The sequence below is a fragment of the Paenibacillus xylanexedens genome, from assembly GCF_001908275.1.
In the GTDB taxonomy this organism is placed as follows: domain Bacteria; phylum Bacillota; class Bacilli; order Paenibacillales; family Paenibacillaceae; genus Paenibacillus; species Paenibacillus xylanexedens_A.
The window spans coordinates 2,454,067-2,477,695 of sequence record NZ_CP018620.1; the positions used below are offsets into that span (position 1 = coordinate 2,454,067).

The following is a 23,629-nucleotide window of genomic DNA, read 5'->3' on the forward strand; positions in this document are numbered from 1 at the left end:
TGTGGAATATCTTACTGAATTATTAATGAAGGAACACGATGTAAAAGATAATTTTGCCCATCGTATCGACCTATGTTCACATCTAATGTCCGATCAGACCTGCCTGAGGAAAGACTACAGACTGCTGAGCAATCTGTTCCAGTTCGTTCAGAATCTGCAACCGGCCAGCCGGGGTCCAGCATAACCGTTGCCAGTTCGAGATATCGTGAACGTTACCATACAATACAGCAGGGGATCGATTCCATGATGCCGTTTGTTTTATGCGTCGGAACACCTTTTCACTGGCAGGCTGAAGCGAAGCACGATGGATCAACAGGTAATCCGTATCCAGCACGGGAATACTATCCGCAACATACTCATTTCTGGAACTTTCGGGAGATACGAGCTGAGCAGGCTGAAGTCCCAATTCAGCATACAACAAGTGATTTAATGGATGCTCGCCAGTCCCTTGTAAGCGAATGGACTGATTCGTAACCTCCATCAGAGCCAACCGTTTTTGTCCGAAATAGGGTTGCAGGTTCAGGCTTGCTTCCAGCTTGCGAAACTCAAGTTCTTTGAAATTCAGCAACGCGTGCTTCTCACGTCCGACCAGTTCGGCTATGCGAATATGGTTCTCTTTCCAGTCATCAGTGGACTCCAAGATGATGGTGGGTGCAATACTTTTCAGGCGATCATAGTAGGGCTTGTGGTAAAAGTCACCGATGATCAAGTCTGGCTTCGCCTGCCGAAGTTGATCGAATTGTCTGGTTAATCGGCGTTCTTGTTCATATTCATCCGTTTCTCGGTCAAACACACCTTCACCTTCCAGCACAGCTACCGGGCGCAGTCCAAGCGAGGCCAAGTTCTCATGGAATCCCATAATGGATGCCGTAGCTACGCGAAGTTGATCTCTTTTCATATATATGCTGGGAGCAATCCCCAAGGTTTGTTTGAATTTGCGGCTAAAATAATACTCATTGCCATACCCGACAGATACCGCGACGTCTTTGAGGATACAGGATTCCTCTGTCAGCTGTTTTTTGGCTTCGTTTATACGTAAACGATTCAGGTAATCGGTCGGTGACATGCCTTTGGCCTTCTTGAAACTGCGCGAATAAGAGCTGGGGGTGAGTCCAGCAATCTTGGCAAGCTGATCCATGCTGATTCCTTCACTCATGTAACGTCGCATATACATAATACTGCGTTCCAAGGCAGGGTCCACTTTCTCATGATTGGCTTCCAGCCTGTTCTCTGAGAGAAATTGCAACAGCTCATGTAGCTGGCTATGTATGCTGATAAAGTGATCCGGTTGAAGACCGCGATAGGTTTCATACAGTTGTTCCAAACGTAATACAGCCTGCTGCTCATGACGAACCAGCAACCTGCCTGTCTGCCAATCCAGCGGGAAGGCGGGTGAAGAGGTCATTTTCCATTCACCGCGCACTTGCTGCAAACAAACCGTATCCATGCTTAGCAATATACATTCGGTCACATTCGAGCGTGCAGCGGCCTCGATGTTTGTTCCTGGCTTCAACACGAACAAGCTGCCCGCTTGCGCTGTATAGGCTGTATCATTCAGGACCAGAACACCGTCTCCTTGCAAAATAAGACAGAGCATGGGCCGTGACACCGTCTTGCCTTGCACACGGAAATTCTCCCCACGACGCACACGGCACATGGAGGAGAGGAGCGGTAGAGATGAGGTTTCAGCAATGAAGGGAAACTGTTCAGTCATACGGACCATCCTTTTGTCTTATTTTCTTAATGATAACAATTATCATTCTCATATGGAAGATGTTTTTGAAAAATAGTTTTCGGCAACCAAAAAAGGACTACCAAGAGCCGTTATGGCTGCATGGTAATCCTTTTTGTTATGGACAAGTCCGTTGAATGGGCTATACGCCTGAATCAACATTAGATGTTAGTACGGTGTCACCAATAGAATATTGTCGAGGAAAACGTCACTCATAACTTTTTTCCCTGTTCCACCCGTTTGCACGTGATACAAGCGATATTGATCTTTGGCATTGATGTAGAAGAGGCCCGCAACATCATCTCTGATATGGAATGCATCCCATTCGTCCCCGGTAAGTTTCGTTACCTTGAGGGCTGTATTAACCGAATAGAGTCCGTTGTTGCCCGAGATGTATGCTGCCGTAGATGTACCATTGGTCAATTGATTCGCCACATACGTTACATTTGTCAGGTTCAGGTTGGCAGACTTGGTCACTTTGTTGCCCGAGACCGTTTTGGCATAAGCTTTTTTGTCTGCATCAATAAGGACAACCTTGTCTGTACCTAAGGCACTTACTTCACGAACGCTTTTGTTATGAAGCTGAAGTGTTTTAGCTGAAGTTGTTAACGCAAACGCTTTGCCTTTGGCATAATTGTAATCCTTATTGCTGTCGAGAACGATTCCTTTGTTATACACGTAAAGATTGTTTCCCCAACCACCGGAATATACAGCATTCACATCCAGTTTGGCTTTGGGATTAACCGCAGTTGCTTTGCCAGTGTTGTAATTCACCTTATACATGACAACAGCATTGGTGGAGTAAAACTCCTCGTACGGGTCTGTATTTACCATCAGTTGCAGTTCGTTTTTGGCTTGATTCGTAAAATAACGACCTTCCACTGCGCCTGCGGCAATCCGCTGCACAGCTCCAGCACCGTTGGACGTTTTGGACACGATCCACGTATTGCCATTAACCAACGCATTATAGTAGGCACGCCCTTTGGTTACCAGGAGGAATGGAAAGTCGGTATCAGCTTTGTCAGCAATCTTGGTGACAGCTGAAGCGTCACTATTGCCATTCGCGCGATAAATGGTACCTGTAGCATCCAGATAATAGATGAATCCGTTATCCGTATAATAGCTGAGTACATCTGTAGCAAATGTCTCTGCCGCATCGCTGGACCCGTCATTTGGAACCCGAAGCAATGTTGTGGAAGAAGCAGTCTGCGTGTAGTAGAGATAAGAGCCTGCCGCGTGCAAGTCCACCCCTTGGAAATCAATTAATACTTCTGTTGTATTGCTGCCATCCGCGGAAACTTTGTACAAAACTCCGTCGGACTCATAATACACTGTGGATTGGCTAAGTGAAGCTGCCTGGGCTGCGGTTCCACCTCCCAATGTCACTGCTGCAATGAGTGTAAATAACAGCAATGTACAGATGGTGCGTTGTACGTATGTATACCCTGTTTTCATTCGTTCATCGTCCCCTTCGTTCTTCTATATGTATGTCGTTAATTCCTTATGTTATATCGGTAAACTATGGAAGATATGTTAGCTCTCAAACATGAAAAAAAGAAGTAGATGAAATTGAATTTCATAGTCATTCAAACCTGAAATCGAATTGCGCATGATGCTGCCAATCCCGTCCCAAAGCATTCTCCGCCTGACTTGATCGTGATAACATAACTCTCAACCAGAGCAGAGGAGTGAGCGAGCATGGTATTGAATATGGCGATCATCGGATTTGGGAATGCAGTAGTGAATTATCATTTGCCTTATCTGGACAAAAAAGAAAACATCAAGGTGAAGACGATATACCGTCGCGAGGAAGATCGGGTTGGCGACACAGAGCGTGAATCACTTTATCCCGAGATTACTTTTACGACGAATATCGAAGACATATTGCAGAATAATGAGATTGAATTGATTGTTGTTGCCACCCATGTGGATAGCCATGTAGAGTACGCCAAGCTGGCATTGGAACACGGGAAACATGTGCTAGTGGAGAAACCTTTTGCCTCTACTTCTGCGGAAGCCAAAGATATCTTTGAACTAGCCAATTGTAAAAATCTCATCGCCATGGCGAATCAAAATCGCAGATTTGATGGTGACTTTCTGACATTGAAAAAAGTGATTGAGAGCGGCAAACTGGGAAATATTGTTGAAATCCAGTCCCACTATGATTATTTTCACCCACAGTACACCAGAAGTGGATTTGGATTGTTGCATGGCTTGGCCGTGCATACCATTGATCAGTTAATCTCCATATATGGCGTAGCTGACCGAATTGATTATGATGTTCGGAGTTTGATCGCGCCGGGTGAATCCGATGATTACATCGATATTGATTTTCGATATGGACGAATGAAGGCTACGATTAAGTGCAGTCTGCTCGTGAAGATCGAACATCCAAAATTTATTGTACACGGGGATCGAGGGAGCTTTGTCAAATATAGCAGTGGGCACCAAACGAAAAGTGGAGATGGACGAACCAGGGTATCCATTGAAGCTGAACCGGAGAATAACTGGGGTACGATTAGTTATGTGGACGACGATGGAACATCACATACGGAGAAAGTTCCTTCGGAAGCGACAGACTATGGCATTTTATATGATCAACTTCTTCAAGCCATTCGACATAACGGTGATAAACCGGTCAAGGATGAAGAGGTTTTATATGTATTGGATATTTTACATGACGGAATCGAAGCAGCGAAGAGAGCCAACTGACAAATAACCAACGACAGGAGCGAAACGATATGATGAATATAGCAACGATTGGTACAGGGTCCATTGTGGATGCCATTTTATCTGCGATCAATGAACTGGAAGATGTCACGTGTACAGCGATGTACTCCCGGAAGAGAGAAACAGCACAGGAGCTTGCGGGTAAATATGGGGTAAGTACGATCTATACGGATCTGGAATCCCTATTTTCAGATACAAATGTAGATCTCATATATATTGCTTCACCAAACAGCATGCACTATGAACAGGCCTATCAGGCACTTCAACATGGCAAACATGTCGTCTGCGAAAAACCGTTCACGTCCACGCTTCAGGAAGCAGAAACGCTGATTGCACTTGCAAAAGAAAAAAATCTGTTGTTGTTTGAAGCCATCTCCAACATTCATCTGCCCAATATTAAAGTCGTACAGGAGCAACTACCAAAGCTTGGTCCGATCAAACTCATCCAGTGTAACTACAGTCAATACTCGCGCAAATACAATGATCTGCTTGCAGGGCAAACACCAAATGTATTTAATCCACAATTCTCTGGTGGCGCGCTGATGGATATCAATATTTATAATCTGCATCTGGTCATGAATCTGTTTGGCAGTCCGAATACCGTATCGTATACCGCGAACCAGCATGCAAACGGCATTGATACGTCAGGTGTAGTGGTTCTTAAGTATCCGGAGTTTATTGCGGAATGTGTAGGTGCCAAAGACACAAACGGCATGAACTTTGTGCTTATTCAGGGCGAGAAAGGTTATCTTCAGGTTGTGGGAGGAGCTAACGGTTGCCGGGAGATCAAGCTTCAGATCGGGAATGAGTCTGCAGAGGCATATAATGCGCAGACCAAATCCAATTGGCTGTACTATGAGTGGGAAGCGTTCAGGGACATTCATGCAAGTGGTGATTACAAACGGTGTTACGAACTGCTCGAACACAGCCAGTCTGTGATGAGTGTACTCATGAGTGCGCGCAAGGATGCCGGGATTGTATTTGCAGCGGATCATCGGTAAACGTTAATACGTGTCGCTAATGCTCCCCATGTATAACATGTCGAAAATGTAGAGTACCGAGACCATCGAAGACATTTTGGATAGCCTTAATTGTTCATTGTATCCATAAGCCAGCAGCGTTTCATCACAATGCTTGGATAGGGTTGAATGGTTGTTGCCCGTGACCGCGATGACTTTCATCTGTTTGCTATTGAGCACTTTGGCGGCTTCAATCATGGATTGGTTCTCACCTGTGTGTGAGATAACAAAAGACAGCGTCAGGCTATTCGGATTCATCGTGTTCAAATAATGCATGTTGGGACTATTGTGAGCAATCGCAGATATGCCGAGTTCATTCCACTTGGCACAAGCCTGTTGAGCCAGATAATAATTCATATCACTGCCATAGATATCGATACGTCCGGATTCTTTGACCCAGTTCGCGATTCGTAGCAAAACAGGAGCATTTAACATCCGGCGGGTATCCTCCAGCGCTTGCTGATACAGGTAAGGAACCGAGTCGATGGCAGCCAGCACGTTGCCTTGTTCTGCAATTACATGATCCTGCGTCTGCGACGCGGAAGGCATCTGTTGATATTCAAGAGCAAGCTTGAGCTGAAAGTCTGGGTACCCCTTGGTACCCAGCTTTTTGCATAGACGAACAATGGTGGATGAGCTTGTATAGGTCTGCTGAGCCAGTTCATGGGCTGTAGAATCAAATACAACTTCGGGATTGTTCAGGATATAGTCCACAATATGTTTCTCCTGTGCCGTTAATTGTGAAGCATATTTTAATTTTTGAAGTAGTTTGGATTCCATACCGTTGTTCCATTCCTCTCTAAAATCATCCCATAGCATATATCTCCACATCATAACCTGCGTTTATTTATTTCTCAATCTGCATAGCGGAGCGACAGTGTAGATTGTTGAATTTCGTCGCTACACTCCACATCATTCAGATCTGACTTTCCGCCAGTTGCTGACGACTATTCCACGACGTGACCAGACGAAGAAGAACCAAACTTATGAGCAGGAGCACTGCTCCAATCATGAGTAACATCCAAGGACCAATCAGCAGCATGCCACTGGCTTGACCAGCGACTAAGGCGATGAGGGGAAGGACAATTAATCCGCCGAGCTGATAGGCTTCCTGGAACCCACGGACCTTGGCCGAGATCAGAACGTTCAATAAAATGACCATAAGACTACAAGCGGGAACAACCCAGATGACAAGTATTATCCAGTTCAGATTGGGAAACATCAACGTTCCAAACATGGGGTACATCAGAATATTGGCAATGATTCCGTAGATCAGGAAAGTAACCCAGGATAATAGAAGGGAAGGGATCAGGGCAGCTAGCACTTTGCCTTGAAAAAGAGTGTCCATACTGATCGGTGTGAATAACAACCCTTCCAGCGTCTTGCGTTCTTTCTCCCCAGCGAAACTATTGGCCGTCAGAATACTGGAGGCCATCACCGGAATGATGAGAAACAAGGGAGCGAACATATACATGGCCAAGTAATAGACAATACGATGATTATCTGTAGGCATGGAAGCAAGCTGAGGAATCTGTCCGCCATGGGTTAACGTATCCAATGATTCGAGTAGAAAGCTGATGTTGCCCAGAGAACGAAGTTCCATTCTGGAGGCCGCCCACAGGAGGGCGGAGGGCATGATGATTCCAATAATCAGTGGAACGATCAACATGGGCAACCAGAGCTGAACGCTGGCTGTGACGGACCGGATATCTTTACGTACCAGTGCACGTATGGCTTGACGGTTATTCATGGTGGTGTGCCTCCCTTATGGCAAAATAGATACTTTCCAGATCACTGCCCGTGATGCGGGCCTGATAGACTTGACCATGCTGCGTTAATTGTCTTAGCAGTAATGGAATATCTTCACGCGATGTAAGCTGAAATACTGCTTGATGTGCGGAGATTATTTCAGGTGTAAAGTCGGTTGCCGTGTGCCATCCTTCTGGCATGTCGGCTTCTACTTCGAGCTTCGGAGTGGACAGGTACCGGCTAACAATCTCCTGTTCCGTGCCTTCCTCCACGATGCGCCCCTTTTCCATGAAAATATAATGATCACAGAAGGCTGACAGTTGGGACAGCACATGGGATGAGACCAGGATTGTCATCTTTTCTTCCTTATTTAACTGACGGATAATGCGTAGCACCATCTGAATTCCATCCGGATCCAGGCCATTGGTGGGCTCATCCAGAAACAGGATGGAAGGACGGTGCAAGAGTACTCGTGCAAGGCCCAAGCGTTTCTTCATGCCTGTGCTATAGGTGCCGACTTTTCGATGCTGATAATCCTGCAACTCGAACAGATTTACAAGCTCGTCGATTCGTTTCTTGGCATGCTTCAGGCCAAAAACATCTGCGAAGAAAGTCAGATTGTCACGCCCGCTCATATTTTCATATAATCCACTTTGCTCGGTAAGAGTGCCACACATGGCCAGTACTTTCTCCGCCTCACGAGCGGTGTCCAATCCGTTAATGGTTACCTGTCCACCGGAAGCGCCTAAGACCCCATTCATGATACGGATCAGTGTGGTTTTACCCGAACCGTTGGGCCCAATCAACCCGGTGACACTGCCTTGTTTAACTGTGAAACTGACATCATCCAGTGCTTGATGCATCTTGAATTGCTTGGATATGTTGCGTACTTCGATCATGTATATTCACCGTCCGATCTGAGTTTGGAGATTATACGTGTGGTAGGCTGATATCGTTCAAATGGACGACAAAAAAGATCTATTCCTCCTTCAATAGTCCCGAATGTAGGATGCACATTTACCCTGAAGTCTGTCTGAAATCGGGTCTCAGGTTTGTTTTCACTATGGCTTGTACCATGTATCCTTATTTTAGGGTAGAACATCCGTTTCATTGCTATTCATAACGTGGTAATGAAAGATAAAGCCATACGTCTCATGAATGCCTGAAATATGCATATAACGCCGGTCTTGGTTATCCAGGGCCGGCTTGAAGTGATGTTGTGGCGTGCCTGTCACGGGGAACGTCAGTTTCTAACGATTACATAATGAATTCGTCTAACACATCCATATGAATACATCGTATGGGTACATATTGTGTTTGGACGTAGAGGAAGGTGAGTGAGTCATGACAGCATCCAATGAATATCGTTTTCAAGTGAACCTGAGCGGGATGATCCAGATTTTATCCAACCATCTATATAGCAGTCCTAAAGTGTTCTTGCGCGAACTGATGCAGAATGCGACGGATGCGATTACCGCACGAACGGAGGCGGAGCCAGGGTATCAGGGTGAAGTGCGTGTTGAACTGACGGGAACAGGTGAGCAATTGACCATGATGGTGGAGGACAACGGCATCGGCTTGACCGAAGCTGACATCCATGAATTCCTGGCGATGATTGGACAATCCTCGAAGAGGGGGCAGCAAGCGCTGCTGGATGGAGAGACTTCGTTTATCGGGCGTTTCGGGATCGGGTTGTTATCCTGTTTCATGGTGAGTCACGAAATTGTCATGCTGACGCAATCCGCGAAGGGCGGCCCTTCGATGGAGTGGCGGGGCAAGCCGGATGGCACCTATACGATTCGACAGTTGGACACGCAGCTGTCCCCGGGGACCAAAGTATATCTGCGTTGCACGCCGGACGCAGCGCACTACTTTGAACCGGATTATGTGAAAGAAGCTCTGTTCTATTATGGAGCGTTATTGCCGTATCCGGTCACGCTGTATCATGACGGCGCGCAACATGTGGTGAATAGCGAGACACCGATCTGGCTGATGGACCCTGCACTCGCACGTTCACGCAGAGCGGAGGTATTGGCTTTTGGTGAACGTCTGCTTGGCGAGCAGTTCCAGGACTTCATTCCGTTGACAACGGCTTCAGGCCGTACCGGGGGTATTGCTTTTGTACTGCCACACGCGGTTAATCTGAATGCCAAGCGTTCTCACCGGGTTTACTTGAAGCGAATGCTGATATCGGAGAAGGCTGAGAACATTTTGCCAGAGTGGGCTTTCTTCGTGAAATGTCTGATCTGGACAGATGAGCTTCAACCGACGGCATCACGAGAACATTTTTATGAAAATGAAAAGCTGGAGGAAGTTCGCTCTGAACTCGGAGACGCACTTCGCAAGGGATTGGCCGATATGGCTGAGAGCCAGACGGAACGGCTGCAGAAGCTGATTCGCCTGCATGCTCTGTCCATGAAGGCATTGGCTGTGCAGGATCAAGCATTCTATGCGATGATTCATCGCTGGCTGCCTTTTGAGAGCACGAGGGGGCACCGTGAACTGGGTGAGCTAATTGATGAAGGGGAGACGTTGTATTTTACGTCCTCTGTTGATGAGTACCGTCAGATTCATCATGTGGCTTCCGCACAATCGATGCTGGTGATTAACGGTGGTTACATCTATGACAGCGAGTTGATGGCTACACTGCCGATGACTGTGCACAACGTACATACGGAGCGGCTACAGCCGGATCAGGTCTCGATGAGTTTCACCGATGTGCCTCCCGCTGAACGCAATCAATATTATGATGCCTTGCGACTGGCCGATTCTGCCTTACAGCGCTTCCGTTGTCGGGCTGAGGTGAAAGGTTTTAAACCATCGGATCTGCCAGTGTTGTTCACGCTGTCTCAGGAATCCTCAACACTTCGTGCGCTTGAAAAAGCAAGCGAGGAGAGCACGGAATTGTTCTCGTCTGTTCTGGGTTCATTGTCTTCTAGCATGAGTTCAGCAGGGTACTCAACCTTGTATTTGAACGTGAGTAATCCGATCATTCAGCGGGTACTGACATCACCGGATGACCAGATGACGCCGATTGCCATCGAAATGTTATACGTCAATGCACTGATGATGGGGCATTATGCCATGAGCAAGCAGGAACTTGAAGTGTTAAATCAGGGCATTATTCGTTTTATAAATTGGGGTTTACGTGCAAATACAGATCGTAAGGGAGATGCCTGATGAAGACAGAGATGGACTTTGAAGAACTGATGGACGAGGCCTATGGCTTGCCCAATGGTCCGGCGAAGCTTGGTATGCTGGAGGAAGCGGCAAGAGTTGCCGATGTGAACGGCATGGAGGAAGAGGCATATGAAGCAAGATCGGAGATTGTGGAGACAGCAACATTCTGTGGTTATCCGATGAAAGCACTGATTGCTTTTTCCTGGCAGCTGGGCAAGTTCGACCAACAGCCCGAAGAATATGATGAAGAAACGTTAATGTGGTCGTACAAATGGATATTGGGCAAGATGCCCGACTTCCCGGAAATATCACGCGAGAAGATCCTGGAGCTGTTGGAGGATTTCGGACGGCGTTTCAAGTCCTATGGTTACAGCGAACGCTCCTACTGGTATTATCGGTTCCGGATCTTTATGGATTTTGGGGAGCTGGAGGAAGCAGGACGCAGTTATGATCGATTCAGAACGATGGATCGTGACTTTATGAGTGACTGCGAAGCCTGTGAGCAGGATGAGATTATGCGATATTTCTTGTTAAAAGGAGACGATGAGAAGGTGTTGGAGGTGGCACAGCCTATCCTGAAAGGGCGTATGAGCTGTGCGGAGATTCCGCATCTGACTTTGTCTGAAATTTTGATGCCGTTATATCGACTGGGACGGACTGCGGAAGCAGATAAACATCAGACCAAGGGATATCGCCTGATCAAAGGCCAAAACGATTTTGTGCAGAGTTTTGCGGAGCAGATGGATTATCTCACACGTACGAACCCGGCAAAAGGCATTGATGTGCTGGAGGAAACACTGGTGTTTGCTGCTGATCATGAAGATCCTTACGCTAAAATGTTGTTTTATGCCAGAGCAGCATCGTTGCTTCGCCGCTGGGTGGAAGAATCTCCAGAATACCGACTGCGCCTGCCAGCATCCTTCCCGTATGAAGGTGATCCAGGCGACCTGCTCAAGCTGGCCGATTACTTTGCGGAGCATGCTCAGACCGCTGCAGCCAAGTTTGATCAGCGCAACGGGAACCACCATGTATCTTCGTTGATCGAATAGAGACGGATATAACTCAGTAACAGATCGCTATAATAATAAGTTATGAAAAGTAACGAAACAGGCTTGTTCAAGAAGGATCGTATCCTTCTGAACAAGCCTGTTTTTTCTTGCATCATAAGCATGATCAATCTAATCGGTATGAAGATGTTTTATTTTTATTGTGCTGAAGTCACAGAAGGGACCGGCGCTGGTACTGGAACCGGTGCAGTTTCAGATGCCTCCGCTGGAGCTTCGGCTTCTTCAGCAGGTTCTGCTTGCGGTTGCTGAGCAGCCATCAGTTCAGCGACGATTTGATCTGTTGGTTGGGTAAGCAGCGCATACATGATCGCAGCCTCTTCCTGACGAATCAGAGGTTTGCGGGAAAGGAAATCAACAGAACCATCCTCCATTACCTTCACCTCGGGTCCATGGATACCAAGCTTCGCCATCATCTGAATGGCTGGTACAGCCCATGCATCTGTGTGCCCCGCAAGTTTCACATCATTGAACAGTTCGCTAGGATATTGCAGTTGCATAATTCTCCACATCATGACCATTGCTTCCTGTCGGATAATCACTTGATCCGGCTTAAACTGCTGTTCGTCCGTGCCAGTAATCATACCCAACTCATATCCGAGTTGAATATATCCGGCTGCTGCATGATCGGCCCAGTCGGTGCCTGCAGGAGGCGTTGTTTTGCTGGGCTTCAATCCACTCAGTTTAAGCGTGTTCTCAATAAATTCAGCTCGTGTCACAGCTGATTTTGGTTGGAAAGACTTGTTAGCATCATTCTCATAATATCCAAGAGATTGTATTGCATAGATGGCTTCAGCATAAGGACTGTTCTCACGAACATCCCGGAAGCCCATAGGCTTTTGTCCTTTTTTCTCATAACCCATAGGGTTGAGGTAAGGTTCTTTCATGTATGTGGTACCATCTGTATATTTTTTGAATGCTGTGAATTGACCAGTCAGTTCATCTTTGAAGAGATTATCTTCCACTTGAATCAGGTTGCGTTGACCTAGGAATACATCGTTAATGCTCAGTTGTCCTGGCTTATCCCCGCCACCTTTCAGGGAACTTACAATCGTGCTAAGTCGAAGATCGGCGTACAATCCGGTGAAGCGTTGCAGCTCAGTTGCGGATTGCGGCGTGTAATCCTTGAACTGTACAGGCTCTGCATATTGTGGGAAGAAGCTCTGAATGAATGCAGGGTAGAACAGATTACGAAGTGCTCCATTTTGATTATACGTCAGGAAAACGCCTGTATTTTGCTCGGGAATAAGGAAGAGATAAGAGCTGAATCCGGTCAGGTCGCCTCCTTTTGTAATAATACTTGGGCTACTTCCTGCTCCGGGAAGCTGAAATGCAGCTTCGAATCCATACGTCGTGTTTGGTAACAGTGGATGAATGGAAGAACGGTACTGTTCCATGCTTTTCACCGTGGATTCCTTGAAAATCCGCTTGTTGTCTTTCACGCCATCATTCAGGAACGCAATCATGAACTTCCCGATGTCCTCAGCGGTAGACAACATGCCACCTTGAGGCATTGGTGTTGGAGAGATGGTGTACAGATCAAGCGGATTGTGTGCCGCATCATAGCCTGTAGCCAGCTGCTTTTGGAACTTTTTGTCCAGCATGAAACTGCTGTTATCCATTCCTAGCGGTTTGAAGATATGTTGTTGCATGTAGGATTCAAAGGGCTCGCCGCTTACATTCTCAACAATCATGCCAAGCAGCAAAAACGAAAAATTATCGTACATGTAGGCGCTACCAGGCTCTCGAACGACAGGAGGCATGTGTTGCTGTGCGTAATCCTCCATCGCTATGTACTTGTCAAAATCAGTATGGATGTCTTCCTGCTGCGGATCACGAATCTCGAATCCGGTCGTGTGTGTGAGCAGGTTCTCCACAGTTACAGGTTTGTCAAAAGGATTATCAAATTCGAGCCCTTTCACATAGGTCTGAAAATCAGCTTGCAGATCAACCTTGCCTTGCTCCACCAGCTGCATTACAGCAGCTGACGTGAACGTTTTGGAGACAGAGGCTACACGGAAGGCCGTATTTTTCGGATCGATCGCTGTTTTACTCTCCACATCGGAGAAGCCATATCCTTTTTCCGCCAGAACTTTGCCATCCTTCACAACAACAACGGAGGCTCCCACATAATGAGGTTTTGCCTCAGGTGAATCGAAGAATGTATCCAGAAAAGCTGTAGCCGATTCAGTTGTCAGCGCTTTCGTCTTTCCTTGTTCAGCAGCTACTGGAGTTGCGGTCTCCGCCTGAACTGCGGGTACCCACAGACTGAGAGACAGAACCACAGCCATAAAAGCTCCTGTTAGGGAGGTGAACCTGAAACGGGTCTTTCGTTTGGATAAATGCATGCAAACACTCCTTTATGAAAATATTTACAAAATAGTTACCTAACCATGTATTACTGATTACTCGCACGATAGGTTTCACGATAATAGATTCCAATGTTGGCAATCCAGATCACAGAGAGCATTACAATCGGGAATGGAGCAAAGGTAAAGAGCATCGAATATAGAACCATAGAGACCATTCCAACACCAAGAAGTACATTCATCATCTGAAAAGAACGATAGGCTGCGCGATAGACAATCCATTTCTCGCCTTCATCCAGCTTCTCAAAATGATCTTTCTTCATATTGCGCGAGTTCAGATCCAGAGTGCGTTCAGGATAATAACTGTTGTATCGCTTCACAGTCAGAGTTTGCACGACCACAACGATGATAATAGAAATACACGAAGCAACAAAATTCAAGAGGTTGAAAAGTTCTGGAGAATTCGGCATGGTTCGGTTGGATGCATACAAGGACAAGGCAAGTGCTGCCCAGGTAAACGTAAGAATAACGCTGAATCCGCTGAGGATCATCGCTTTTCCGAGGGAGCGCTCTGCGGGAGAGATGAGTGAATCGGAATCTCCATAAGCATCATCTTCCATGGGAGGGACAGATGGCGTGCGGGAGAGACTGAAGATGTTCCACACCGTCATAACTACCACAAGAGCCGCCAGGATTGCGAATAAAAGATCATAGTCATAATACACGGACAGCGTCCAGTTCAAGTCAGAAGGGAGTTTACTGACTCCGCTAGCGCCGAGAAAACCAACTACAGCGCCACCTGCTGCATACAAGGGAAGACGCAACCGCTTTTTAATGGACGAGGATGATGAATTTTTCATTTTAATCTCCACCTTTCAGTTCAAAGATTTTTTCGACAGGTTCACGAAAGACATGTGCTATTTTTAGTGCCAGAACGACCGACGGAGAGTAATCTCCACGCTCAATCAGGGCAATGGTTTGACGGGATGCACCAATGAGTTTGGCCAGTTCTGCTTGGGATAGCCGGTCTCTGGCTCGTAACTCCCGAACGTGATTGTGTAATTCTTCCACTTGCTCACCTCCATGAACCTAATGTACATGATATTTGACTAAATGTAAACTATAATATACAAAATGTTAAAGATCATTTACTTCTAAATGTTGATAATGGACATGAAAAAGAGAGCCAGTTGGGCTCCCTTGGATGATTATTTTGTTGTCGGAAAAATTGCCTGAAAAGTGAAATCAAGATGCATCTGCACACGGCAGATGTTGATTTTGTTCCTCTGCCTTCCGAAGTAACATTCGGAAAAAGATGAGCGCTCCAAGCCCCATCAGGATATACAGACCAGCCATCGCATAGGAGGGCAGCAGAGTGGTCATGATCCAGGAACCTGCGGAGCGGTTGAGTAGATTGATTCGGCTAGAAGATCGACTGATTCAGGAGGCGTTGCTTCTGCCCACATACAGCTTCAAGGAAGAACACGCCCATCATGATTCGTTGCGAGATTATCGTCTTGCGGGGTATGGTCTGCCTGATCTGCGCAGATTGTGGGTGAAGAGAAGCCCTGGTGCCGCTGAAGAGGACACGAGTTATCCAGTGTATATTCCGTTGTGGTAGGATTAGCTGCCACAACGGAAATGAATCAGGCGTTTTCTATATAAATTGAACTAAACATTTATACAAAACGGAGAGGACAGAAATAACCTGAGGAAGCAGAGCGTTCGCCTTTATCCCCGGATTTTCAACTTTATGAAAAGGAATCAAAAAAATCTGGGGATAACAGCTATCAGAAGGTTGTTCTGTCATCGGAGTGACCAGTGTAAATATATTCATTAGTTCAATTTATATAGGTTCAGATTATTTACGAAACCCTGGTGAATTCAATAGGCTTTGTACCCGGTTCAAGCAACAAAGGAATGGAGATGGATTGAGCAACTTCTGAAGATTCATTGAGGGTAAACGTATACGTGATCTTCAGACCGAATAACACAAATTCGACGGAAAACGTATCTTTCCCGGTGTATTCCATGGGCATTTCAATGGCGTTAAAGGTTGCTTGCAACCCGTCCGTTGTCTCTAGAATCCACATCTCGCCATAACCAGGATGCGTGTAAATACCCGCATAAGCGGTGTAAGAACGATCACAAGGTGTAATGTGAGGTTCTTCAACTTTTTCCTCACCGGCAGAGTCTGGCTGAATAGGTACTTCCAAAGGATTCTCCGGATTAGTCTCCGTTTCTGCTGACTCTTTCCCCATTAATTTGCTCAATTTGGAACTCCAATTGACGGGCTCCAATCCAAGCAGTTGATCCATGATATGAAAAGCAACCGTATACGGAATTATACTTCCGTGGGTATTGCTCAGAACCACGATTCCAATCTGTTCCTCTGGCAAAAAGGCAACTTGTGATGCAAAGCCATCAATAGCCCCACCATGATGAATCATGGCATGTCCACGATATGGCTCAATCATCCAACCCAGACCATATGTACTCATAGGCAGTTCTTGGCTTATGAACGGCGAATCACTGGGCATCTGAGGACTATGCATAATCTTCATCTGTTCCTTAGATATCAATGACGTTCCTTCCCATTGACCTTGATGCAACTGGAATTTAAGCCATGCAATCATATCGGCTAGATTGCTGTTAATGGAACCAGCAGGTCCTATGGCATCAATGGCTCGAAAAGGTATTCTCGTATTCTGACCATCCTTCTCCATATAAGGGTAAGCATAGTCAGGCTGCAGTTGCATTTCTTCAACAGAGAACAGACTTGTGTTCATACCCAGCGGATTAAATAGGGTCTTCTGAACCATCTGCTCCCACGAAGTTTCATTGAGCTGTCCAACCAGATAACCTGCCGTCATGTACATCAGGTTCTGATACTGCCATTTGTTTCGGAAATCCTGATTTGGCTCCAGATACTGTAATGTTCGAACAAGATCTTCTCTTGTACGTGGGGAGTTGTACCATACCAACTCATGCCTTGGAAGACCGGAACGATGACACAGCATGTCGCGAATAGTTATACGTTCTGTTGCGACCGGATCAAACATCTGGAAGTCTTTCATATACGACTTCACAGGGGTATCCCAGTCCAGTATCCCCTGATCCACAAGCAGAGCAGCAGTTGCTGCGGTAAAGGCTTTGGTACTTGAACCGATGGCAAACAACGTATTAGGGGTAACTTCAAGTTTGGACTCCAGGTCACGATAACCGTAGCCTTTTTGCCAGACGACTTCATCCTTATGGACCACCGCCACCGCTGTGCCGACACCATTCCATAATTGAAGCTGCTCGTCGATGAATTCATCCAGTCCTTCCAGTGATGTGCGAAGCTTTGTTGTCGTCATGCTTTTCCCTCCTAATATTCAATAAAACGAATAATCTCCTACAATTCACTATGCCTTTTCTGGATAAAGTTAACATCCTCCCTGAGACTGATTTTGCGTAGCAATGCCGTATTAACGGACTTCACCGATTGCTTGTCAAACTAGTCCGCATATATCGAACAAGTCCCTCATAACATGTACTAATCAAGTAGGGGTTCTGCTGCAAGCACAATCCTGAAGTGAAAACATGTGCTAAAGGGGATGATGTCATGCGCCGAATATCATGGATGCTTGCCATGGTATTGGTCTTATCGGTCTTGCTTGCCGCCTGCGGGAAGAAGGATGCGGCAGCTGTGGTCAAAGATCTGAACGAAGTCGTAGGAGAGATGGAAAGTTACCAGGGGGCAGGCGTGATGACGCTGCATACCGGAGATACGCCGCAGCAGTACAAGGTCGAGGTATGGCATCAGAAGCCTTCCTATTATCGTATTGCGTTAACGAATGCCAAAAAGGATGTAACACAGATTGTACTGCGTAACGATGAAGGCGTGTTTGTTTTGACGCCGAGCCAGAACAAAAGCTTCCGTTTCCAGAGCAATTGGCCAGATAATCAGGGACAGGTATATCTCTATGAAACATTGATTCGGAGCATTACGGGGGATACAACCCGCCAGTTTGCGGACGAGAAGGAGAGCTATGTATTTGATGTAGCTGCCAATTATAATACACATGCACTTGTCAGACAGAAAATCTGGCTGAACAAAAGTGATTATGCACCTAAACAGGTGGAGGTATCCGACTCCAATGCCAATGTTGTGGTCGATGTGAAATTTGATTCCTTCAAATTCGGGACTGAATTTGAGAAAGATGCCTTTGACATGCAACGTAACATGACTGCTGCTACAAAAGAAGGCGGCCAAACAGGAACGGATTCCGGTGTGACTCCTGCGGAGCAAACCGGTAATGAGAGCGGTAAAGAACCTGCCAATCCTCAGACTGCGCCGGAACCTGACGGAGCTGTCACTGATGGACAGACAGGTGTAGGTGGGGACACAGAGCAGCAAGGTACAGAAGGTGCTGCAACAGGTCAGGAAGGCGAAGAGCCAACACTCGCAGAACCGGAAGGGGCAGACAGCTTCGGCGTGATTCAGCCAACCTATGCGCCGGAAGGTGTGCAGCTCAAGGACGATCAGATTCTGGAAGAAGCGGGAGACTATTCGGTTATGCTTCGTTATGAAGGAACATATAATTACACGATATTCGAAGCCAGACCACAGGATCGAGCTGTATCACTTGCTCCATCCAGTGTAGTAGATCTTGGATTCACACTGGGGATGATCAGCGGAGATGCATTGAAGACTCTGACATGGATGACAGATGGCATAGAATATCGGATCACCAGTGCCGACCTGCCTCAGAACGAAATGGTACGCATTGCAACATCGATGCAGGAAGAGTCAGGCAAATGATTTTTGAACAAATGAACGAATAGTAGCATAAACATAAGGAATGCTAAGAAGCATCGGAGACCTGTTCTCCGGTGCTTTGCTTTGATGTAAGAAAGGTATTCATTTAGCGCTGTTTTCTTACCCGATACACTCAATAAAGCAAAATGCGCTTCTACGCAGAGGGAACCGGGTAAATAATCGATATAAGCAGATTTTGCTTGGGTGAAAAGTGGGATTTTGCCCTGCTAATCTCGCTTATCGGTCTTCTTCTGTGTTCGCATTTGTTCTTCAAAAGGCGCACCTTACCTCTGTTTTTGGATGCGAAACTTCGGTTCATTTGACAGTCACATGCTGGAGCATTACGATGGAGTCTGACGTGAGCCGGATTAAGATGATTAGAGAAGGTGACTTAACGTGCAAGGACAATATCGGCCGACCCAAGCGGAGATCAATTTGGATCATTTGTGTACTAACGTAGAAGCTTTCCGCGAGGCATTGCCTCAGGGTATGAAATTCCTCGCCTGTGTGAAGGCCAATGCCTATGGACATGGAGCGGTGGAGACGGCTAGGGAACTGGAACGAGTGGGTGTGGATTACTTAAGTGTGGCTTTTCTTGACGAAGCTCTGGAACTGCGACAACATGGGATTACGATTCCAATCTTGGTACTGGGATATACGCCGCCTGAAGGGATCGCTGTTGCATGGCAACATGATGTGACCGTCACACTGTTCAGCAGGGAAGTGCTTGACGCCATTCGACATCTGGACGCGAGCACATTCGCTAACCAACTGAAGGTTCATATTAAAATCGACAGCGGCATGGGCCGATTAGGTCTGTTGCCTGGCAATGAGGCATTGGCTTTCATTCAGGAAGTAGCTTCGCTCAATCAGGTGATGCTGGAAGGCATGTTTACCCATTTTGCCAGAGCAGATGAAGAAGACAAAACCTATACACTGGAGCAGTATAGACGGTTCCAAAGCGTAGTTCATGCGCTCAGGGATCAGGGATGTTCCATCCCGATTATACATACGGCGAACAGCGCCGCTGCCATTGATACACCGGAATTGTCCTATGACATGGTACGTGTGGGAATAAGCCTATACGGACTGTATCCTTCGGCTGAGGTGAATCATCAGGTGGTGAAGCTGTCCCCGGTATTGACGCTGAAGACAAAAGCGGTTCTGGTTAAAACACTGCCACCCCATTGGGGGATCAGTTACGGAACCCGTTATTTTACGCAAGGGTATGAACGAATAGCGACCCTGCCGATCGGATATGCAGACGGATTCTCCAGAATGCTGACAGGTAAAGCACAAGTGCTTGTACGCGGCCGCCGCGTCCCTGTCGTCGGTACGATCTGCATGGATCAGTGTATGGTGTCGTTACAATCTTTCGCGGAAGAGGCGGAAGAAATTCAAGTCGGCGAAGAGGTTGTCCTCATCGGTCATCAGTCTGGTGGCGTAATAACCGCAGACGAGGTGGCATCCCAGCTCGGTACGATTGCTTATGAAGTGATCTGCATGATGGCGCACCGCATTCCACGGGTATATACCCGCGGGGGAGCAGTAGTCGCCAAAATTAATCCACTTTTGACATCCTGACAGGTAAACTGGATGTCATTCCCAATAAACTTTTTTTCAGAACAGAAGGAAAACTGTCGGAGCATCTCGAATTATGTACGACAGTAAGGATTTAATTCCTGAATTGAGATGTTTGGTCTGTACGAATATTGTTCCCCGTGTTTATAATGGAGTACAGCATACTTGATATACTCGGGGCATATATATTCCTTTGTATAAAAGTTCTGGAAAAACGTAATACTGGTTCACAATGGCGAAAGGTTTGTGGGGGTGGAAGAAAGGTGGCCAACTTGCAGAACACCAAGCGGATCATGATCAGTTTACCTGATTATCTTTTGCAGGAAGTGGATGGCATCGTAGCGCTGGAGAATTCCAACCGCAGCGAATTGATTAGGCAGGCTATGAAGCTGTATTTAACGGAGCGTAAGAAACGTTACATCCGTGAAACGATGCAGCGAGGGTACATGGAGATGGCAAAAATTAATCTGACCATGGCATCCGAAGCCTTTCATGCGGAGGAAGATGCGGACAGCACTCTGGACCGCTTAGTTAGCGGGGTGTAGACATTGATCGTAAAACGTGGTGACGTTTTTTTTGCGGATCTTTCTCCCGTTGTCGGTTCCGAGCAAGGTGGAGTCAGGCCGGTTCTGGTGATCCAGAATGATATCGGCAACCGGTTCAGTCCAACTTGTATTGTGGCGGCTATCACCGCCCAAATCCAGAAGGCAAAGCTGCCAACGCATGTTGAAATTGATGCGGCGGCACACGGCTTTGACCGGGACTCGGTTATTTTGCTCGAACAAATACGGACGATTGATAAACAGAGGCTGACTGACAAGATTACCCATCTGGACGAGGAGACCATGAAATTGGTCAACGAAGCCTTACAGATCAGCCTTGGTTTAATCGATTTTTAAGGCAGCAACCAGCGTCTTGTACGCTGCCCTGCCGTCCGTTGGCAATGGATGTTCCTGTAAGGGAACACACTGAATTCAGACTGTAACCAAAAGAGCGTATGACATCCTTCGGGCTGTTATGCGCTCTTTTGATTAAAGCTTGATGAAAGCGTAGAACATTGGCGATCTTTTCGCTATAATGAAACCTGAGAAACCGTTTACCCGAAAGACCTATATATAGAGGTGGAGGAGACATATGAGCATTTACATCAATCAGGAGAAACTTCAATTTCATTTACAGACCCGTGAGGCCAGTTACATATTTCAGGTACTGCCTTCAGGATATTTGGTGCATTTGTACTATGGCAAAAAATTACGCGACACCGATCTGAGCTGGTTGCATGTTCGTACAGAACGAGCATCTTTCAGTCCGAACCCAGTACCAGAGGACCGTACAATTTCATTTGATACATTGGCAGTGGAACTACCCGTGTATGGCACAAGTGATTTCCGTAATCCTGCAATCCAATTGGAACTTGAGAATGGCTCAACGGTTTCGGAGTTTACGTATACAGGCCATCGATTAGTCAAAGGAAAGACAGCGCTTACTGGACTGCCAGCAACGTATGTTGAATCCGATGATGAAGCAGAGACGCTGGTTATTGAGTTGGAAGACCGCGTTGCGGGTATCAAGATCGAGCTTTCTTATACAGCCTTTACAGCATTTAATGCGATTACACGCTCCATGCGTATCGTTAATGAGAGCGCTACCTCAGTGAATGTAGTGCGTGCGCTCAGTTCTTCTGTTGATTTCCCACATGCAGATTATGAATTGTTGCAATTGTCAGGAGCTTGGACGCGGGAACGTGATATCGTTCGCAGACCGCTTGCTTCAGGCCTGCAAGGGATTGAGAGCCGTCGTGGTTCAAGCAGTCACCAGCAGAATCCATTTATTGCGCTGATGACACCAGGCACGGATGAAGATCAGGGTGAAGTCTACGGATTCAGTCTCGTCTATAGTGGCAGCTTCACCGCACAGGCTGAAGTGGATCAGTTCCACACCACCCGTGTGTCACTCGGAATCAACCCGTTCGAGTTCAGCTGGAAGCTGGATCCACAGGAAGCGTTCCAGACACCTGAGACGGTTATGGTATATTCGGATGCAGGTTTGGACGGCATGTCACAGTCCTACCACGAATTGTATCGGGAGCGTCTTGCGCGTGGTAAGTTCCGCAATGCGGAACGTCCGGTTCTGGTCAATAACTGGGAAGCAACCTACTTTGGATTCAATGCAGACAAGATTGAACAGATCGCTCGTGCTGGACAGAAGCTGGGTATTGAGCTGTTTGTCTTGGATGATGGCTGGTTTGGACACCGGGACAGTGACAACTCCTCGCTGGGCGACTGGATTGTAGATAAGAACAAATTGCCACAGGGACTGGATGATCTGGCTAACCGCGTAACCGGTCTGGATATGCAGTTCGGATTGTGGTTTGAGCCTGAGATGATCTCACCAGACAGTGAGCTGTACCGAGCGCATCCAGACTGGTGTCTGCATGTGCCTGATCGTCGCCGGACAGAAGGACGTCAGCAACTGGTACTCGACTTCTCTCGTCAGGATGTACGTGATGAGATTGTACGCATGTTAACAGACGTACTTGGTTCTGCCCCAATCACTTATGTGAAATGGGACATGAACCGGAATATGACGGAAGTGGGTTCTGCGTTGCTTCCGGCAGATAGACAGCGTGAGACTGCGCATCGTTACATGCTGGGGTTGTATGACGTTATGGAACGAATCACCTCGGCGTTCCCGAACATTCTGTTCGAGAGCTGTTCAGGTGGTGGTGGCCGCTTCGATCCAGGTATGCTGTATTACATGCCACAGACGTGGACAAGTGATAACACGGATGCGATATCCCGCCTGCGCATTCAATACGGTACGAGTCTTGTATACCCGGTAAGTTCGATGGGATCACATATCTCAGCGGTACCGAATCATCAGGTCAACCGGATCACTTCGCTTGAGATTCGGGGACATGTTGCGATGTCGGGCAACTTCGGGTACGAGCTGGACCTGACAAAATTCACGGAAGAAGAGAATGACATCGTGAAAGCCCAGGTTGAGCTGTACAAAGAGATTCGTGGAACGGTTCAATATGGAACATTCCGTCGCTTGCTCAGTCCGTTTGAAGGCAATGAGACAGCGTGGATGTTTATTGCACCGGACGGAAGCGAAGCCGTTGTATTCTACTTCCGCGTGCTCTCTGAGCCCAATGCGCCACTTCAGCGCCTGAAGCTGAAAGGATTGGACCCTAATGCGGATTACCGTCTGAAAGGCGGATTGGAGACCTTTACGGGTGATGCCTTGATGTATGGCGGTATTTCGGTAGGCAGCACATCAGGAGACTATCTGAGCGAGATGTTCCGGTTCGAGTGCGTCTAGATAAGTGAACTGCATTTTATTTACACGGATACTACGATGACAGAACAACCTTCCAATCGCTGTTATCCCCAGATTTTTTGATTCCCTTTTCTCAAAGGGAAAATCCGGAGATAAAGGCGAACGCTTCGCTTTTTCAG

General features: G+C 46.9%; 20 protein-coding genes. 10 read left to right on the forward strand and 10 right to left on the reverse strand.

The genetic code is table 11. From position 1 onward, the window contains the following. Positions 1-82 precede the first annotated feature (82 nt). Positions 83-1,714: a helix-turn-helix domain-containing protein gene (locus BS614_RS10700; protein ID WP_074093963.1), complete on the reverse strand. Its 1,632-nt coding sequence runs from the start codon at positions 1,712-1,714 to the stop codon at positions 83-85. 186 nt (positions 1,715-1,900) lie between these two features. Beyond that, a complete protein-coding gene (locus BS614_RS10705; RefSeq protein WP_074093964.1) occupies positions 1,901-3,187 on the reverse strand; it encodes a hypothetical protein in 1,287 nt (428 codons plus the stop codon). A gap of 243 nt (positions 3,188-3,430) precedes the next feature. Here BS614_RS10705 and BS614_RS10710 point away from each other — a divergent pair, with 243 nt between their 5' ends. Next, positions 3,431-4,444: a Gfo/Idh/MocA family oxidoreductase gene (locus tag BS614_RS10710; RefSeq protein WP_074093965.1), complete on the forward strand. Its 1,014-nt coding sequence runs from the start codon at positions 3,431-3,433 to the stop codon at positions 4,442-4,444. Positions 4,445-4,476: 32 nt separating this feature from the next. Next, on the forward strand, positions 4,477-5,463 hold the full coding sequence (locus BS614_RS10715) for a Gfo/Idh/MocA family protein (protein WP_074096791.1): 987 nt from the start codon (positions 4,477-4,479) through the stop codon (positions 5,461-5,463). A gap of 3 nt (positions 5,464-5,466) precedes the next feature. Here BS614_RS10715 and BS614_RS10720 read toward each other — a convergent pair whose 3' ends face one another. From BS614_RS10720 to BS614_RS10730, 3 genes are all read right to left on the reverse strand, one after another. Next, a complete protein-coding gene (locus tag BS614_RS10720) occupies positions 5,467-6,261 on the reverse strand; it encodes a MurR/RpiR family transcriptional regulator (RefSeq protein WP_244898298.1) in 795 nt (264 codons plus the stop codon). Between the two features lie 136 nt (positions 6,262-6,397). Continuing rightward, entirely contained in the window at positions 6,398-7,231 is an 834-nt protein-coding gene (locus BS614_RS10725; protein WP_074093967.1) for an ABC transporter permease subunit, read from the reverse strand. Beyond that, positions 7,224-8,129: an ABC transporter ATP-binding protein gene (locus tag BS614_RS10730; protein WP_074093968.1), complete on the reverse strand. Its 906-nt coding sequence runs from the start codon at positions 8,127-8,129 to the stop codon at positions 7,224-7,226. Before BS614_RS10730 ends, BS614_RS10725 begins: the two co-directional genes overlap by 8 nt. Before the next feature lie 445 nt (positions 8,130-8,574). Here BS614_RS10730 and BS614_RS10735 point away from each other — a divergent pair, with 445 nt between their 5' ends. Next, on the forward strand, positions 8,575-10,410 hold the full coding sequence (locus tag BS614_RS10735; protein ID WP_074093969.1) for an HSP90 family protein: 1,836 nt from the start codon (positions 8,575-8,577) through the stop codon (positions 10,408-10,410). Then, the gene (locus BS614_RS10740) at positions 10,410-11,459 is read left to right on the forward strand and encodes a hypothetical protein (RefSeq protein ID WP_074093970.1); all 1,050 of its coding nucleotides are present in this window, start codon (positions 10,410-10,412) and stop codon (positions 11,457-11,459) included. The genes BS614_RS10735 and BS614_RS10740 overlap by 1 nt, the downstream gene beginning before the upstream one ends. A gap of 155 nt (positions 11,460-11,614) precedes the next feature. On the opposite strand, the gene BS614_RS10745 is transcribed toward BS614_RS10740, so the two are convergent. The 4 genes from BS614_RS10745 to BS614_RS31465 all read right to left on the reverse strand — a co-directional run bounded on the left by BS614_RS10745 (position 11,615) and on the right by BS614_RS31465 (position 15,166). Continuing rightward, positions 11,615-13,822 (reverse strand): serine hydrolase domain-containing protein, encoded by a 2,208-nt coding sequence (locus BS614_RS10745; protein WP_074093971.1) that lies wholly within the window; start codon positions 13,820-13,822, stop codon positions 11,615-11,617. 50 nt (positions 13,823-13,872) lie between these two features. Then, a complete protein-coding gene (locus tag BS614_RS10750) occupies positions 13,873-14,643 on the reverse strand; it encodes a DUF3169 family protein (protein WP_074093972.1) in 771 nt (256 codons plus the stop codon). Between the two features lies 1 nt (position 14,644). After that, positions 14,645-14,854 (reverse strand): helix-turn-helix transcriptional regulator, encoded by a 210-nt coding sequence (locus BS614_RS10755; protein WP_017690042.1) that lies wholly within the window; start codon positions 14,852-14,854, stop codon positions 14,645-14,647. A 174-nt stretch (positions 14,855-15,028) separates the two neighbouring features. After that, a complete protein-coding gene (locus tag BS614_RS31465; RefSeq protein ID WP_157116069.1) occupies positions 15,029-15,166 on the reverse strand; it encodes a hypothetical protein in 138 nt (45 codons plus the stop codon). Here BS614_RS31465 and BS614_RS10760 point away from each other — a divergent pair. Further along, the gene (locus BS614_RS10760) at positions 15,159-15,404 is read left to right on the forward strand and encodes a hypothetical protein (protein ID WP_074093973.1); all 246 of its coding nucleotides are present in this window, start codon (positions 15,159-15,161) and stop codon (positions 15,402-15,404) included. The two genes, BS614_RS31465 and BS614_RS10760, sit on opposite strands and share 8 nt — an antisense overlap. Positions 15,405-15,648: 244 nt before the next feature. Here the strand turns inward: BS614_RS10760 and BS614_RS10765 are convergent, their stop codons facing one another. After that, positions 15,649-17,142 (reverse strand): serine hydrolase, encoded by a 1,494-nt coding sequence (locus tag BS614_RS10765; RefSeq protein WP_074093974.1) that lies wholly within the window; start codon positions 17,140-17,142, stop codon positions 15,649-15,651. A gap of 248 nt (positions 17,143-17,390) precedes the next feature. On the opposite strand from BS614_RS10765, the gene BS614_RS10770 reads away from it, so the two are divergent. The 5 genes from BS614_RS10770 (at position 17,391) to BS614_RS10790 (ending at position 23,492) form a co-directional block, all read left to right on the forward strand. Next, positions 17,391-18,590: an outer membrane lipoprotein-sorting protein gene (locus tag BS614_RS10770; RefSeq protein WP_074093975.1), complete on the forward strand. Its 1,200-nt coding sequence runs from the start codon at positions 17,391-17,393 to the stop codon at positions 18,588-18,590. 393 nt (positions 18,591-18,983) lie between these two features. Then, entirely contained in the window at positions 18,984-20,171 is a 1,188-nt protein-coding gene (gene alr, locus BS614_RS10775) for an alanine racemase (protein WP_074093976.1), read from the forward strand. A 260-nt stretch (positions 20,172-20,431) separates the two neighbouring features. Beyond that, entirely contained in the window at positions 20,432-20,713 is a 282-nt protein-coding gene (locus BS614_RS10780) for a CopG family ribbon-helix-helix protein (protein WP_017690037.1), read from the forward strand. A gap of 3 nt (positions 20,714-20,716) precedes the next feature. Beyond that, entirely contained in the window at positions 20,717-21,067 is a 351-nt protein-coding gene (locus BS614_RS10785; protein WP_024630714.1) for a type II toxin-antitoxin system PemK/MazF family toxin, read from the forward strand. A 235-nt stretch (positions 21,068-21,302) separates the two neighbouring features. Then, a complete protein-coding gene (locus BS614_RS10790) occupies positions 21,303-23,492 on the forward strand; it encodes an alpha-galactosidase (protein WP_074093977.1) in 2,190 nt (729 codons plus the stop codon). Positions 23,493-23,629 lie beyond the last annotated feature (137 nt).